Annotated in this window: 11 protein-coding genes; 5 read left to right on the top strand and 6 right to left on the bottom strand. The window is 67.1% G+C overall.

The annotated features are described in order from the left end of the window. Nucleotides 1-11 precede the first annotated feature (11 nt). From gyrA to dnaA, 6 genes are all read right to left on the bottom strand, one after another. The gene (gene gyrA / locus ON41_RS01300; RefSeq protein WP_040744251.1) at nt 12-2,522 is read right to left on the bottom strand and encodes a DNA gyrase subunit A; all 2,511 of its coding nucleotides are present in this window, start codon (nt 2,520-2,522) and stop codon (nt 12-14) included. 67 nt (nt 2,523-2,589) lie between these two features. After that, the gene (gyrB, locus tag ON41_RS01295; protein ID WP_040744250.1) at nt 2,590-4,632 is read right to left on the bottom strand and encodes a DNA topoisomerase (ATP-hydrolyzing) subunit B; all 2,043 of its coding nucleotides are present in this window, start codon (nt 4,630-4,632) and stop codon (nt 2,590-2,592) included. A gap of 361 nt (nt 4,633-4,993) precedes the next feature. Further along, on the bottom strand, nt 4,994-5,563 hold the full coding sequence (locus ON41_RS01290) for a DUF721 family protein (RefSeq protein WP_040744551.1): 570 nt from the start codon (nt 5,561-5,563) through the stop codon (nt 4,994-4,996). A gap of 144 nt (nt 5,564-5,707) precedes the next feature. Further along, nucleotides 5,708-6,928: a DNA replication/repair protein RecF gene (recF, locus tag ON41_RS01285; protein ID WP_040744249.1), complete on the bottom strand. Its 1,221-nt coding sequence runs from the start codon at nt 6,926-6,928 to the stop codon at nt 5,708-5,710. A gap of 135 nt (nt 6,929-7,063) precedes the next feature. Next, a complete protein-coding gene (gene dnaN, locus ON41_RS01280) occupies nt 7,064-8,233 on the bottom strand; it encodes a DNA polymerase III subunit beta (RefSeq protein WP_040744248.1) in 1,170 nt (389 codons plus the stop codon). Between the two features lie 809 nt (nt 8,234-9,042). Continuing rightward, nucleotides 9,043-10,851: a chromosomal replication initiator protein DnaA gene (gene dnaA / locus ON41_RS01275; protein ID WP_040744550.1), complete on the bottom strand. Its 1,809-nt coding sequence runs from the start codon at nt 10,849-10,851 to the stop codon at nt 9,043-9,045. A 554-nt stretch (nt 10,852-11,405) separates the two neighbouring features. Between dnaA and rpmH the strand changes: the two genes are divergently transcribed. From rpmH to ON41_RS01250, 5 genes are all read left to right on the top strand, one after another. Next, a complete protein-coding gene (rpmH, locus tag ON41_RS01270) occupies nt 11,406-11,549 on the top strand; it encodes a 50S ribosomal protein L34 (RefSeq protein WP_040744549.1) in 144 nt (47 codons plus the stop codon). Between the two features lie 85 nt (nt 11,550-11,634). Then, nucleotides 11,635-11,991, top strand: a complete 357-nt coding sequence (gene rnpA, locus ON41_RS01265) for a ribonuclease P protein component (RefSeq protein WP_083905047.1) — start codon at nt 11,635-11,637, stop codon at nt 11,989-11,991. Continuing rightward, on the top strand, nt 11,988-12,335 hold the full coding sequence (yidD, locus tag ON41_RS01260; protein WP_085995582.1) for a membrane protein insertion efficiency factor YidD: 348 nt from the start codon (nt 11,988-11,990) through the stop codon (nt 12,333-12,335). Before rnpA ends, yidD begins: the two co-directional genes overlap by 4 nt. A 4-nt stretch (nt 12,336-12,339) precedes the next feature. After that, on the top strand, nt 12,340-13,431 hold the full coding sequence (gene yidC, locus ON41_RS01255) for a membrane protein insertase YidC (RefSeq protein ID WP_040744246.1): 1,092 nt from the start codon (nt 12,340-12,342) through the stop codon (nt 13,429-13,431). 72 nt (nt 13,432-13,503) lie between these two features. Then, the gene (locus tag ON41_RS01250; protein WP_221332855.1) at nt 13,504-14,121 is read left to right on the top strand and encodes a Jag family protein; all 618 of its coding nucleotides are present in this window, start codon (nt 13,504-13,506) and stop codon (nt 14,119-14,121) included. Nucleotides 14,122-14,128: the final 7 nt, after the last annotated feature.

The following is a 14,128-nucleotide window of genomic DNA, read 5'->3' as shown; positions in this document are numbered from 1 at the left end:
TTACCCGAAACCTACTGCTTGTCAGCACCGCTGGCTTCCTCTTCGCCGGAAAGCGCTTCGGGCTCGTCGGCGTTCCGCGCGATAGCAAGCAACGTATCGCCCTCGCCCAGGTTCATCAATCGCACGCCCTTGGTCTGCCGACCGGCCCGGCGCACCTGATTGGCCGCCGTGCGGATGACGCCGCCACTGGAAGTGATGGCATAGATCTCGTCCTCGTCATCGACGATCAGCGCGCCCACCAGGGTGCCACGCTTCGGGTCGTACTGGATAGTCAAGACGCCCTTACCACCGCGGCCCTGGGCGGTGTATTCCTCGATCGCGGTGCGCTTGGCATAGCCTCCCGAGGTCGCTACCAGCAGATATGTGTCGTTGCGGACGACATTCAGCGACAGCAGCCAGTCGTCGGTATTGAACCGCATGCCCTGCACGCCGGAGGTGGCGCGGCCCATCGGGCGCAGCACCTCGTCGTTGGCCGGGAAGCGGATCGACTGGCCGTGCGCGGAGACGAGCAGCAGGTCGTCGTCGGCGGAACACAGGGCGGCGCCGACCAATTCGTCGGTATCGCGCAGATTCACCGCGACGATGCCGCCGCTGCGGTTGGAGTCGAAATCGGTCAGTCGCGACTTCTTGACCAGGCCGTTCTTGGTCGCCAGCACCAGATAGGGCGCGTCCTCGTAGGTCTTGATCTGGATGACCTGGGCGATCTTCTCCTCCGGCTGGAAGGCCAGCAGATTCGCCACGTGCTGGCCGCGCGCGGTGCGGTTGGCCTCGGGCAGTTCGTAGGCCTTCGCCCGGTACACCCGGCCGAGGTTGGTGAAGAACAGCAGCCAGTCGTGGGTCGAGGTCACGAAGAAGTGTTTGACCAGGTCGTCCTGCTTCAGCCCGGCGCCCATCACGCCCTTGCCGCCGCGCTTCTGGCTGCGGTACAGGTCGGTCTTGGTGCGCTTGGCGTAGCCGGTCGCCGTGATGGTGACGACCACGTCCTCGCGGGCGATCAGATCCTCGTCGTTGACGTCGCCGTCGGCCGCGACGATCTTGGTGCGCCGGTCGTCGCCGTACTTGTCGACGATCTCCTTCAGCTCGTCGCGGACGATCGCGCGCTGCCGCTCCGGCCGGTCCAGGATGTCCTTCAAATCGGCGATCTCGAGTTCGATCTTCGCCAACTCGTCGACGATCTTCTGCCGCTCCAGGGCCGACAGGCGGCGCAGCTGCATGTCCAGGATCGCGGTGGCCTGGATCTCGTCGATGTCGAGCAGCTCCATCAGGCCCGTGCGCGCGATGTCGGTATTGGCCGATCGCCGGATCAGGGCGATGACCTCGTCCAGCGCGTCCAGCGCCTTGACCAGGCCGCGCAGGATGTGGGCGCGTTCCTCGGCCTTGCGCAGGCGGTAGCGGGTGCGCCGGATGATGACTTCCAACTGGTGCGCGACGTAGAACCGGATCATCTGGTCCAGCCGCAGCGTGCGCGGCACGCCGTCGACGATGGACAGCATGTTCGCGCCGAAGCTGGTCTGCAGCTGGGTGTGCTTGTAAAGGTTGTTCAGCACGACCTTGGCGACGGCGTCGCGCTTGACCGTCACCACGATCCGCAGGCCCGCGCGGTCGGAGGACTCGTCGTGGACATCGGAGATGCCCGCGATCTTGCCGTCCTTCACCTGCTCCGCGATCGAGTTCACGAAGTTGTCGGTGTTGACCTGATAGGGCAGTTCGGTGATGACGATGGTGGTGCGACCGCGGTTGTCCTCCTCGATCTCCACCACGCCGCGCATGCGGATCGAGCCGCGCCCGGTCTTGTAGGCGTCCTGGATGCCCTGACTGCCCACGATCATGCCGCTGGTCGGGAAGTCCGGACCCTTCACGACCTCCATGCAGGCCGCGAGCGTGGCCTCCTCGTCGGCCTCGTGATTGTCCAGCGCCCAGTAGATCGCCTCGGCCACCTCGCGCAGGTTGTGCGGCGGGATGTTGGTGGCCATACCGACCGCGATGCCACCTGAACCGTTGATCAACAGGTTGGGGACACGGCTGGGGAGAACGACCGGCTCCATCGAGCGGCCGTCGTAGTTCGGCGTGAAGTCGACGGTCTCCTCGTCGATCTCGCGCAGCATCTCCATGGCCAGCGGCGTGAGCCGGCACTCGGTGTAGCGCATGGCGGCGGGACCGTCGTTGCCGCGTGAACCGAAGTTGCCCTGGGGATCGATCAGCGGATAGCGCATCGACCACGGCTGGGCCATGCGGACCAGGGTGTCGTAGATCGCCGAATCGCCGTGCGGGTGGTAGTTACCCATCGTCTCCGCGACCGGGCGCGCCGACTTCACGTACCCGCGGTCGGGGCGATACCCGTTGTCGTGCATCGCGTAGAGGATCCGGCGGTGCACCGGCTTCAGGCCGTCGCGCACCTCGGGCAGCGCGCGGCCGACGATCACGCTCATCGCGTAATCGATGTAGCTGTTCTGCATCTCCTGCTGGATGTCGACCGGTTCGATGCGGTCGCCACCCTCGGGGGGGAGTGTGGTCTCGGTCATGGAATCGTCTCCGTAAGAAGTCTTTGCGGGCCCACGTCATTCGTTTCCGGCGCGCCGGAAAACGGACCTACAGATCGAGGAAGCGGACGTCCTTGGCATTGCGGGTGATGAAGCTGCGCCGAGCCTCGACGTCCTCGCCCATCAGGATGCTGAACAGCTCGTCGGCCGCGGCCGCGTCGTCCAGGGTCACCAGGCGCAGCAGCCGGGTGGCCGGATCCATCGTGGTCTCCCACAGCTCCTTCGGGTTCATCTCGCCGAGACCCTTGTAGCGCTGTACGCCGTCGTCCTTGTTGATCTTCTTCCCGGCCGCCAGGCCCTGTTCCATCAGCGCGTCGCGCTCGCGGTCGGAGTAGGCGAACTCCGGCTCGCTGCGCTGCCACTTCAACTTGTAGAGCGGCGGGCAGGACAGGTAGACGTGCCCGTGCTCGACCAGCGGGCGCATGAAGCGGAACAGCAGCGTCAGCAGCAGCGTGGTGATGTGCTGGCCGTCGACGTCGGCGTCGGCCATCAGGATGATCTTGTGGTACCGCAACTTCGAGATGTCGAACTCGTCGTGGATACCGGTGCCGAACGCCGTGATGATCGACTGGACCTCGTTGTTCTTGAGGACCTTGTCGATGCGGGACTTCTCGACGTTGATGATCTTGCCTCGGATCGGCAGGATCGCCTGGTACATCGAGTCGCGGCCGGATTTGGCCGAGCCACCGGCGGAGTCGCCCTCCACGATGTAGATCTCCGACAGGCGCGGATCCTTCGACCGGCAGTCGGCGAGCTTGCCGGGCAGGCCGCCCAGATCCGTCGCGCTCTTGCGGCGCACCAGCTCGCGGGCCTTGCGGGCGGCGACGCGGGCCTGCGCCGAGGAGACCGCCTTCTGCACGATCGTCTTGGCGTCGGCCGGGTTGGCCTCGAACCAGTGCGCCAGATTCTCGTTGCAGGTGCGCTGCACGAACGACTTGACCTCGGTATTACCGAGTTTGGTCTTGGTCTGGCCCTCGAACTGCGGCTCGCCGACCTTCACGCTCACGATGGCGGCCAGCCCTTCCCGGATGTCGTCGCCGGTGAGGTTGCCGTCCTTCTCCTTGATGAGCTTCTTGTCTTTGGCGTACTTGTTCACCACCGAGGTGAGCGCCGCGCGGAAGCCCTCCTCGTGGGTGCCGCCCTCGTGGGTGTTGATGGTGTTGGCGAAGGTGTGCACGGATTCGGAGTAGCCCGAGTTCCACTGCATCGCGACCTCGAGCTCGTGGCCGGTGCCCTTGCTGGTGAAGCCCACCACCGTGTTGTGGATCGCCTGCTTGGTGCGATTGATGTGCTTGACGAAGTCCTCGAGGCCGCCCGGATAGTGATAGGTGCGGGTCTTGACCTTCTGCTCGGTGACCGTCGCCGCCTCGCCCTCGTGTTTGGGCGCCTCGGCGGTCTCGCTGACCACTTCCTCGGTGATCTCGGAGTCGCTCACCCGCTGATCGGTCAGGGTGATGGTGAGGCCCTTGTTCAGGAACGCCATCTCCTGCAGGCGGCGCGACACCGTCTCGAAGTTGTAGTAAGTGGTCTCGAAGATGTTCGGATCGGCCCAGAACCGGATCGTGGTACCGGTCCGCTTGGTCGGATCGCCCTGCACCAGCTTGCCGGGCTTCGCGTCCTTGTACTCCTGGGTCCAGTGATAGCCGCCGTAGTCGATATCGGCCTGCAGACGAGTCGACAGCGCGTTCACCACCGAGATACCCACGCCGTGCAGACCACCCGACACCGCGTAGGACTCGGAGTCGAACTTGCCGCCGGCATGCAGCTGGGTCATGACCACCTCGATGGTGGGGATGCCCTGCGCGTGCATGCTGGTGGGAATACCGCGACCGTCGTCGACCACCTCGACGCCGCCGTCGGCCAGCAGGGTCACATCGACACGGCTGGCGTAGCCCGCCATCGCCTCGTCGACGGAGTTGTCCACAACCTCCCAGATCAGGTGGTGCAGACCGCGCTCACCGGTGGAGCCGATGTACATACCGGGACGCTTGCGGACTGCCTCCAGTCCCTCCAGGACCGTGATGCTGGAGGCGTCGTAGTCCTGCCGAGTGCCCTTGGTCGAGCCGCTTGCTTTGGAGTCGTTGGCAGCCACTGCTCGGTAGCTCTCCTTACTTGCTGATCTGTCGGCGCAGCGTCGGACGGCACACAGAGAACCCCTGTAGACAGCTGCTCGAGATGACGAACTGCTCGAGAATTACGGGTCCTCGCGCGGGCTTGCCCGGAACGCGCCGACAGTATCGCCGCTAGTTACTCCACCATCCTACTGGTACACCCGCCTCAGGACGCACCTATGACACCCCTGAGAGCTTCGTGAGTGCGTGAAATCGATCGCCGCCGGGTCCGGAGTTAGGTCTCGGCGAACCAGCCAGCCTCAGCGCCGCGTCGAGAGGCGGGTGGAAATGTTTGCGGGGGCGTTCGGTCGATCTTCCGGCGGTTCCACGTGAAACGTCCTGCTACCCGTACGTGTCGCGCGGGCCGCGGCCCTTGATGTGCCGCTCGCCCTTGCGCCAGCTCGGGGCGGCCGGGCCGCTGATCTTCAGCGATTTGACGACGCCCTGACCCACGGCGGCATTGATCTTCGCGAGGATCTGGGACTGCAACATGCGCAGCTGGGTCGCCCAGGCGGTGGACTCCGCCTGGATGCTCAGCACGCCGTCGGTCAGCGATATCGGTGTCGCGTGGGAGGCGACGTCCTCCCCGACCACGCTCGCCCACCGGCCGAACACCATGCCCTCGGCGACCTTGCCGGACCAGCCGCGGCTCTTGGCCAGCGCGCCCGCCAGGGCCGAGAACGTCTGCGGATCGCGCTCGTCGGGCCGCGCGCCGGACCACCCCGAGCGCCGGCGCAGCGCGCGGATCCCGCCCTTGCGCGGCGAGGCCCGCCCCTGCCCGACCGCCTTACCGCTCGCCCGCGCCGCGGCCCGCGCCTCCTCCAGCGCCCGCCGTGCCAGATCGACTCCGCGCACCTCGTCCCCCGGCCCGGCCGCAGCGGCCTCGGCGCTGTGTTCGGACTCCTCCGTCACCGGCACTCCTTCCACGCGATGATCGACTCCCGGGCGCGGACCACCCCGGGCGGTGCAGGACACGCTAGCGGTTTCCCGCCCGAGTTCCGGCGTGGCGCGACCGGTGTCACGTGACATAGTTGCGCCACGCGCCGACCGACCCGGTCACTGTTCCGCCGTGGAGTCGATCGGCGCGGGAGACGGATCCGGTCGGTCGCCGATGTGGGAGGTGCGCTCGTCGGCCGCGCCGGTCGTCTCGACGCGGATCGCGGTGGCCTCCAGTTCCGGCGGGACGTCCTCGGGGACGGCCGCGGTGATGAGGACCTGTTCGGCGGTGGCGGCGACGGCGGCCAGGGCGGCGCGGCGGCGACGGTCCAGTTCGGCGAAGACGTCGTCCAGCAGCAGGACGGGGTCGGTGCCCGCGCTGCGCAGGAGTTCGAAGGCGCCCAGCCGCAGGGCCAGGGCGAACGACCACGATTCACCGTGGCTGGCAAAGCCTTTCGCGGGCGCGGAGCCGAGCAGCAGCTCCAGGTCGTCGCGGTGCGGGCCGACCAGGCACACTCCCCGCTCCAGTTCCTTGGCGCGGGCCTCGGACAGCTCCCGGAGCATGATCGACTCCAGTACCTCGGCGTCGTCGGGCGCCGGCGTCCGGTCCGGATGCAGGAGTTCCGGTGGCAGGTAAGAACTTCGGTAGCGGACCGCGGCGGGACGCGACTCCGGCGCGATCGAGCTGTAGGCCTGTGCGAGGAAGGGGCGCAGCTCGTGCACCAGCCGCAGCCGCTGTGCCAGCAGTTCGCCGCCGTGCGCGGCCAGATGCCCGTCCCACACATCCAGGGTGCTCAGCTCGGCGGGGGCGCCCGAGCGCGAGCGGGCTTGCCGCCCCGCGGTTTTCAACAGCGCCGAACGCTGCCGCAGGACGCGGTCGTAATCGGACCGCACGCCGGCCAGGCGGGGCAGCTGCGCGGTGCACAGCTCGTCGAGGAAGCGGCGGCGCTCCGACGGATCGCCGCGCACCAGCGCCAGATCCTCCGGCGCGAACAACACCGTCTGCAGGATGCCGAGGATCTCCCGGGGCCGACGCACCGGCGATCGGTTGATCTGGACGCGGTTGGCGGACCCCTGATTCAGCTCGAGGTCGATACGCAGCTCGCGCCCGGTGTTCACCACGGTCGCGCCGATCCGGGAACGCTGCGCCCCCAGGCGAATCAGGGGAGCGTCTGTGGATACCCGATGCGATCCGAGGGTGGCGAGATACCCGAGCGCCTCGATCAGGTTCGTCTTGCCGTTGCCGTTGGCGCCCAGGAAAACCGTTCGGCCCGCGGACAGTTCGAGTTCCGCCTGCTCCCAGGAGCGAAAGTCCCGCAGACTCAACGCCCGGACGTGCATCGCTCGACTCACCGTCCCCGCGGTAGTCCTGTGGAGAACCGCGACACCGGGCCCGAACAGGCCACGGGCACAGGGTTCTTCACAGAGTTATCAACATTGTTCACAGAGATCGGGCGGCCACCGGGCCCGCCCGGCTCAGCCCGGCAGGCGAACCGGCATCAGCAGGTAGATGTAGTTCCCCGCGAGTGCCGCGTACGCACCGGATTCGAGGACCGCCGGCTCCTCCTCGCCGGCCGGGCACAGCACGGCGGGACGGCTCGGCGTGGTGAATCCGAAGGTCACCCGGTCCGACCGCAGCGCGGACAGCCCGTCGTTGAGGTAGCCGGGGTTGAAGGCGATGGTGAGCGCCTCGCCGCGGAATTCGGCCTCCAGCCACTCCTCCGCGCGGCCCGCGTCGTCACCGCCGGCCGACAGCTGCAGGCCCTGATCGGAGAACTCCAGGCGGACCTGGGCCCCGCGCTCGGCCACCAGGGCGACGCGCTTGATGGCCTCGATCAGCGCGCTGACCTGAAGGGTGGCGATGGACGTGTGCTCCTTGGGGAGCAACTGGCGGAACTTGGGGAATTCCGCGTCGAGCAGCCGGGTGGTGGTGCGGCGGCCGCCGTTGACGATGCCGAGCAGACCGTCGGTGCCGGTGCCGAAGGCGAGCTGCACCGGGGAGTCGGACGGGCCCAGCGTCTTGGCGGATTCTGAGAGCGTGCGCGCGGGGACCAGGACGGCGGTCTCCACATCGTCGCGGCCGGGCTGCCACTCCAGGTGCCGGACGGCGAGCCGGAAGCGGTCGGTGGCCGCGAGAACGACCTTGGGGCCCTCGATCTCGACCCGGATGCCCGTGAGCATCGGCAGCGTGTCGTCGCGGCCCGCGGCGACGGCGACCTGGCCGACCGCCTCGGAGAACACGTCGACACCGAGTTCGCCGGTCTGCGGCGGCAGTTCGGGCAGCTGGGGATAATCCTCGACCGGCATGGTGGGCAGCGAGAACTTCGCACTGCCGCAGGCGATCAGGACGCGTGTGCCGTCGACCGAGACGTCGACCGGCTTGTTCGACAGCGCCTTGGTGATATCGGCCAGGAGGCGGCCGGAGACCAGGACCTGGCCCGGACCCGCGACCTCGGCGGCCACTCGCATCTGCGCGGATACCTCGTAATCGAAGCCCGAGACGGTCAGCCCGTCCTCGTCGGCCACGAGCAGAACACCACCGAGCACCGGAACCGGTGGACGCGACGGCAGGCTACGGGCCACCCAGGCGACGGATTCCGCGAAATCCTCGCGAGCGACCCGAAACTTCATGCTTGCAAGCTCCATCGCCCGGTATGTCCTCTCCCAGTCTCGATCGGTCGTGATCCGTTCGGCTCAGCGCCGCTTCGTGCAGAGATGTTCTGGAACGGCCACCCGAATTCCTACCCACCGCAGTGTGGCACAGGCGACCGACACCAAACCGTACCCGTGGATGCGCCGGATGACTACACGCCCCCTCCCCCGGTGCGTCGCGACGTTCCCCGCCCGTTCTTCTCCTTGCCGCTTCGATCCACGACTCGTGGAGAAGCCGGACGGTCCGCTGCGTCCCGAACCGAGTTTCCACACACCCTGTTTTGAAAGAACTTATTGAAGGAGAGGAACTGAAACAGTAATAGGCACTGTGGATTCTGTGGACTCCGGCCGAATCCGCTGGTCACAGGGCGCGGCGGCATGGGGATGTCCTGCGGGTGTCTCGAGGATGAACGGTGCACCGCTGTGGAGGTTACGAACTTGTCCCACGGCCGTCCTCGAGCGGTCCTCGAGTTGTTCCATGACTATGCCCGGTTTGTGCACATCTGTGCGCAAAGGGGTGGACAACTCGAGGATTCCTCGAGGACCTGACAAGGACTCCTCGAGGAATCCACAAGCACAACTACCGATCTGCGCAGGTCGGGGCCTATGGATGGATCTGCCTGTGGGAACTGTGCACCAACGGGTGTGAGCGAAGGTGTCAACACCCCTCCCGACAAACTGTGGGTAAACCGGTGGAGAACCGGGGGATTCCTCGAGGACTCCACAAGGATTCCTCGAGGAATCCACAACACGAAAAAGCCGATCCACCCTGGTGGCAGGGTGGATCGGCCTGGGGAGCGAATTCAGCGGGAGCGCTGCTTGATTCGGGCTGTGAGTTCTTGAACCTGGTCGTACACCCGGCGGCGCTCGGTCATCTCCTTGCGGACTTTTTTCTCCGCGTACATGACCGTGGTGTGGTCGCGGCCGAACGCCTGGCCGATCTTCGGCAGCGACAGGTCCGTGAGCTCGCGGCACAGATACATCGCGATCTGCCGCGCCTGCGCGAGCGGCCGGGCCTTGCCGGGCCCGGTCAGCTCCTCGAGCGTGGTGTTGAAGTACTCCGCGGTCACGGCCATGATCGTGGACGCCGTGATCTCGATCGTGGTGGTGTCGGGCATCAGATCGCGCAGGACGACCTCGGCCAGCGACAGATCCAGCGGCTGCCCGTTGAGCGAGGCGAACGCCGTCACGCGGATCAGCGCGCCCTCCAGTTCGCGGATGTTGCGCTCCACCCGGCTGGCGATGAGTTCGAGCACGTCGTGCGGCACATCGAGCCGGTCCATGCGCGCCTTCTTGCGCAGGATGGCGATGCGCGTCTCCAGCTCCGGCGGCTGCACGTCGGTGATCAGGCCCCACTCGAACCGGGTGCGCAGCCGCTCCTCCAGCGTGGCCAGCTGCTTGGGCGGCCGGTCGGAGGAGACGACGATCTGCTTGTTGGCGTTGTGCAGGGTGTTGAAGGTGTGGAAGAACTCCTCCTGGATACCTTCCTTGCCCTCGATGAACTGGATGTCGTCGACCAGCAGGATGTCGGTCTCGCGGTAGCGGCGCTTGAACGCCACCTTGCGGTCGTCGCGCAGGCTGTTGATGAAGTCGTTGGTGAATTCCTCGGTCGACACGTACTTCACCCGCATACCGGGAAACAGCCGCTGGGCGTAGTGGCCGGCCGCGTGCAGCAGGTGCGTCTTCCCCAGACCCGATGCGCCCCAGACGAACAGTGGGTTGTAGGCCCGGGCGGGCGCCTCGGCGATCGCGACCGCGGCCGCGTGCGCGAACCGGTTGGAGGCGCCGATGACGAAGGTCTCGAACGTGTACTTGGAATTCAGGCTGGCGGCCGAGGTGGCGGGCGCCGTCGGCGTGGGCTCGGGCGTCTTGGCGAAGTAGGTGGGCCAGGAGTTGCGCACGTTGACGACGGGCTCGTCGTCCGCGGGATCCTCCTGCGGTCCGGGACGCCGGGCGGGCGGGGCGTCGGACTCCGAGGCGAACAGCGATTCCTGGCCGGACGGTCCGGGACCTCCGTCCGGTCCGCCGCGGGGGACGGCGGATAGCTGCCGGTCCCGGTGGGGCGGGGCCGGACGTTCCGGCTCGTCGTTCTCCGGCAATTCTCGAGCCACCGGTTGAGCGGGGTACTGGGGCTGGGGATATTCGGCATGACCGGAGAATTCCGCTGGGGAGAGATAGCGCGGCGCCGGGTAGTCGGACCCTGTGGAGTACTCCTGCTGCGAGGGATAACCCACAGGTTCGCGGGGGGTCTCGCGGACCCGTTCCGGGCGCGAAGTGAGCCGTGCGTGGCGGGGCGGACCGGCCGGCCGGTCGGCCGGCGGAGTGGCCGGAGCGGCGATGCGGACCCCGAGTCCCTCCACCTGGGGGCCGAGCCGGCGTGCCAGCGAGCGCAGGATCGGCTCCCGCAGATCGCGTTCGATAGCCTCCTGCGCCAGGGAGGAAGGGACCGAGAGCAACGCGAACCCCTGGGCTACCGTCAGCGGCTTGACCAGGCCCAACCATGCTTTCTGGGCGTTGGTCACGGGCGGGATCGCACCGTCGGCGGAACCTGTGGTGAGCTCGGCGACCACCTCCGGCCAGACGGCGGTCAACACGTTCTGCTCGTCGTCCACGTACGTTTCCTCCCCGGAATAGGTAGATAGGAGCAGACGGTCGGGCACCACCCGCGAGTCCCCCGCGACACGAGTGATCGACGTGGCCGTCGGCCCTACGAATATGCCACTCCAGGGGTCTTTCCACACAATTATCCACAGATGTGGAGAACCACAGTGATGTGAGCTGTGCTGCCGTGTCGCCCCCCGCGCCGCCTAGACCAGCGCTTCTGCAGCAATCTTCTAGCTAAGTAGCGTAAAGGGTCGGGCGAGTCGGTGGCAAGGCCGGTTCACGGCCGTGTCGTTCGTCACCGGAACGTCCGCGCGGAGGCTCCGGCACGCCCGCTGTGGAAAGCTATCGATCGAGGTCAGCGGCGTGCGCCACGGGGTGGACCCCGGTTTGACCTGGACCGGGCCGGTCAGTACTCTCGTACAGTCACCCCTCGTCGCGGTGGCGGCTGCGTGCTGCCCTGCCCGAGATGGGCGTTGCGACGATTCCAGTCATTCGTCGCGAACAGTTTCACCGACAAGCTTCGGGTGCCGCAGGGCGCCCACCTACTCGAGGAGTGTTGACCGTGGCCAAGGGCAAGCGGACGTTCCAGCCGAACAACCGTCGTCGCGCGCGGGTGCACGGATTCCGTCTCCGGATGCGGACCCGTGCGGGCCGCGCGATCGTGACCGCGCGCCGCCGCAAGGGCCGCGCTTCGCTCACGGCCTGAGTCATCGGCACCGGTATCGGCGCCATGACCTGTTCGCCGTTCGGTCCGCCGAATCCCCCCAGCCGATACGTGCTCGGACACACGGGTGTTGCCTGAGCCGTATCGGCTGCATCATCGTGCCGATTTCTCCCGGACGGTGCGGCGTGGGCGGCGAATCGGGAGGCGTGATCTGGTCGTGCACGCGTTACTGCTCGAACCCGAGGTTCGTATCGGCGGTCCGCGTTTCGGATTGATCGTCAGCAAGGCGGTGGGCAATGCGGTGGTTCGTCATCGCGTCGCCCGCCGCCTGCGTCATATCTGTGCCGGGCTGGCGGACGAGATTCCGGCCGAGGCGGACATCGTGATCCGCGCGCTACCCGGCGCGGCCGAGTTGTCCTCGGCCGAATTGGACCGCCAGCTGCGCGCGGCACTGCGCAAATTTCTCCCGGACGGATCGCCATGACCCGTCTGCTCTCCGCTCTGACCCGGTTCCCGGCGTCCGCTCTGATATTTCTCATCGAGCTGTATCGAACCTACGTCTCGCCCACCCGCATGCCGGTGTGCCGGTTCACGCCTACCTGCAGCGAGTACGCGGTGACCGCGCTGCGGACCCGGGGCCTGTTCGTCGGCATCGGATTGACGGCCGTGCGACTGGCCAAATGCGCGCCCTGGCACCCTGGTGGGTGGGACCCCGTTCCGACGTCTCCCGGCGACACCGGTCACGAGACCCCGGAACCGGCCGCACACCAGACTTGTAAAGGGTCGCCGCGCGCGGTGACCGGCGACACGACCGACGGGAGTACATAGAGCCGTGCTCGATTTCATTTATTATCCGGTGTCCTGGATCTTGTGGTTCTGGCACCGGGTCTTCGGGTTCGCCCTGGGGAAGGACAACGGCATCGCCTGGGCGCTGGCCGTGGTGTTCCTGGTCTTCACCCTCAGGCTCGTGCTGTACAAGCCGTTCGTCAAGCAGGTCCGGACGACCCGGCAGATGCAGGAACTGCAGCCGCAGATCAAGGAGCTGCAGAAGAAGTACAAGAACGATCGTCAGAAGATGGCGGTCGAGATGCAGAAGCTCCAGAAGGACCACGGCTTCAATCCGCTCATGGGCTGTCTGCCCGTGCTGGCGCAGGTGCCGGTCTTCCTCGGTCTGTATCACGTGTTGCGATCGTTCAACCGGACCGGCACCGGATTCGGCCAGCTGGGGATGTCGGCCTACGACAACGCGCACACCCCGAACTACGTCTTCAACGCCGACGATGTGCAGTCGTTCCTGAGTGCCCGGCTCTTCGGCGCCCCCATCTCGGTGGCCATCACGACGCCCAAGGCGCAGCTGGACGCCTTCGCCGATTACGGCGGGATCCCGCACGTGTGGAATATGGCCGTGGTCGCCGTGCCGCTGATGATCATCGCGGGCCTGGCGACGCACTTCAACGCCCGCGCGTCGGTGGCCCGCCAGAGCCCGGAGGCGGCGGCCAACCCGCAGGCCGCGCTCATGAACAAGATGGCGCTGTGGGTGTTCCCGCTCGGTGTGATCGTCGGTGGCCCGTTCCTGCCGATCGCCATCCTGATGTACTGGGTCTCCAACAACATCTGGACCTACGGGCAGCAGCATCTGGTCTTCGGCCGTATCGAGAAGGAAGAAGAGCAGAAGAAGCAGCAGGCCGTCGAGCGCCGCGCGGCGAACGCCCCCAAGCCGGGCGCGAAGCCGGCCGCGAAGAAGAAGGCGGCCGACGAGCCGGCCGCCGAACCCGCGGCCGACGGCGAGACCCCGGCCGCGGCGACCAACGGCTCCGCTCCCGCCAAGGCGAACAAGGCGACGGCGTCGTCGAACAAAGGCGGACAAGGCAATCGCAAGCGATCCGGTAACCGCGGCCGCCCGAATCAGAAGAAACGCCGCTAGTCCTGCATAGAGCTTCCCGGTGTGGTGAACGCCGGATACGACGGATGATGCAGATTGAAGGAAACGACACACATGACTGTTGAGACCGACGGAGGGGACGCCACTGTGGCCCTCAGCGCGAACGGCACGACGATTGCGGAGACGGCGGAGAGTCAGGACACGGACGCCGCGGCGGACCGGGATGCGGACGCCGAGAAGGGCGCGGTGACCGAGGACGCCAACGACGCCGAGGAAGCGCTCATCGAAGAGGGCGAGATCGCCGGCGACTATCTCGAACAGCTGCTGGACGTTCTCGACTTCGACGGCGATATCGACCTGGATGTCGAGGGCGACCGGGCCGTGGTGAGCATCGACGGCGGACGGGATCTGTCCAAGCTCGTCGGCCGGCGCGGTGAGGTTCTGGACGCACTGCAGGAGCTGACGCGACTGGCCGTGCAGCAGGCGACCGGCGTGCGGAGCCGGCTGATGCTGGACGTGGCGGGCTGGCGGGCGAAGCGCCGCGAGGAGTTGAGCTCGCTGGGCGAGGCCGCGGCGCGGCGGGTGCTGGAGTCGGGCGAGCCGGAATCGCTGGCCGCGATGACGCCGTTCGAGCGCAAGATCGTGCACGACGCCGTGGCGGAGATCGACGGTGTCGCCAGCGAGAGCGAGGGCGTGGAGCCCAACCGGCACGTGGTCGTGCTGCCGTCCTGAGTGACAA

Source organism: Nocardia transvalensis NBRC 15921 (genome assembly GCF_000308875.1).
Lineage (GTDB): Bacteria > Actinomycetota > Actinomycetes > Mycobacteriales > Mycobacteriaceae > Nocardia > Nocardia transvalensis.
This window is presented reverse-complemented; position numbering and strand designations above follow the sequence as displayed.